We start from the raw sequence: 1,703 nt of genomic DNA on the forward strand, positions 1-1,703 counted from the left end.
ATGGGGCCATGCGCGGAAAGCGCGGTTGCCAGGGGATGCAGACCGCCGCTTTGCCTGAAGGTGATGTAAGAGCGCATGCGCATCATCGTTCTCGAAGTGCAAATACGCCAGAACCTATTGGCTACGGTAAAAGACAAAGGCATTCGGCGCCGGGTGAAGCAATCTATCGCGAGGGTAGTTTGACGGCTACGTATCTACACTTATTTTTCCCTTCTAATGCAGAAGCCATCGCAGCGTTGTTTTTGGGCGTGACGACATTTTCGGCTACAACAGAAGCTGTTAACCGCACTGAAAATGCGCTTAGTTACAATATGCTCAGCAATAATGAGCAGGCTAGGTAAGCACTATGTGGCCAGAGAGCAGTGAACAAGCAAAACCTTTGCGCAGCGGCTTAACAACCGGCTCTTGCGCGACGGCGTGCTGTGTTGCTGCTGCCCAAGCCTTATTGGCGAACAAACATCCCGATGAGGTTGAGATCACTTTGCCGAAAGGTAAAGTCGTCTCTTTGAAAATCGAAGGGTACGAGTCACTTGAACCTGAAAAGAGTGTACGCACCGCTACCATTAAAGATGCAGGAGATGACCCTGACGCGACTCATGGGGCGCTGGTATTTGTAGAGCTGTACTTAGAGGAAAAACAAGGCGTGCAATTTATCTCAGCGCAAGGCGTGGGAACGGTTACACGAGAAGGTTTGGTGCTTAAGGTCGGCGAACCTGCGATCAATCCCGTACCGCGAGAAATGATGCAGTCACATTTATTGAATGCGGCCAAGGTATACCAATATTCTGGTGGTTTTAAGGTTGCTGTCGGCGTTGAAAACGGTGAAGAAATCGCACTTAAAACCATGAACCCGAGGCTCGGTATTATGGGTGGTTTATCTATTTTGGGAACCACCGGAATAGTTAGGCCGTATTCTTGCGCCGCCTATATTGCATCTATCCATCAAGGTGTAGATGTAGCGGCTGCAAATGGTATCACGCACATTGCGGCTACCACAGGCAGCACCAGCGAAGAAGCGATTAAGACGCGATATGAACTCAACGATATGGGGTTGATTGAAATGGGTGATTTTGTGGGTGCGCTGCTAAAGCACTTGCGAAAAGTACCCACCTCAACATCGCCCATCAAAAAAGTCTCTATTTGTGGTGGGTTCGGAAAAATAAGCAAGCTGGCAAATGGCCACATGGATTTAAATAGCCGTTCTTCGTCCATTGATTTTGAGCAGCTTGCTCGAATCGCGAAAGCGCAGAAGGCAGACCAAAGCGTGCTCGATAAAATCCAAGAAGCGAATACAAGTATGCAGGTATTTCAGATTTGTCGCGATGCCGGGATACTGATTGGCGATGAATTATGTAAAGCAGCACTTAACGAAGCGCGTCGCGTATTGAGAACACTGCCTGATAATACAGTCACCTTGGAGGTGTATTCTGTTGATCGACAAGGCCAATTTATTGGTTTTGCCTCTGAGGAAAGCCCATGAAGATACTCTTGCTGGGCGGAACGGCAGATGCGCGAGTTTTTACGAAGCGCGCCTATGAAAAGGGTTTGTTTAATACTAACGATCATTCGCTTATTTATAGCGTGGCAGGCTTGGTTCGACAACCCGACGTACCCTGCGAAGTCATTTCCGGAGGCTTTACACAGTTCGGTGGTTTAAAGGCATATATTAGATCGGAAGGCATCGGTGCTGTGTTGGATATGAC

Annotated in this window: 2 protein-coding genes and 1 pseudogene; all 3 read left to right on the forward strand. The window is 48.4% G+C overall.

From position 1 onward, the window contains the following. Positions 1–341 (forward strand): annotated as a pseudogene (locus A3729_RS33225) (hypothetical protein); the annotation flags it as partial. A gap of 5 nt (positions 342–346) precedes the next feature. Then, entirely contained in the window at positions 347–1,480 is a 1,134-nt protein-coding gene (locus tag A3729_RS18470; RefSeq protein ID WP_068553736.1) for a cobalt-precorrin-5B (C(1))-methyltransferase, read from the forward strand. Continuing rightward, the coding region (locus A3729_RS18475; protein ID WP_197475913.1) for a precorrin-6A/cobalt-precorrin-6A reductase at positions 1,477–1,703 on the forward strand (227 nt) is incomplete at its 3' end. The genes A3729_RS18470 and A3729_RS18475, both read left to right, overlap by 4 nt.

The organism is Oleiphilus sp. HI0043, from assembly GCF_001634935.1.

What these genes read in the sequence shown, in the direction of transcription:
- A3729_RS18470 (WP_068553736.1), top strand. Translation starts at nt 347, where the DNA reads ATGTGGCCAGAGAGCAGTGAACAAGCAAAACCTTTGCGCAGCGGCTTA.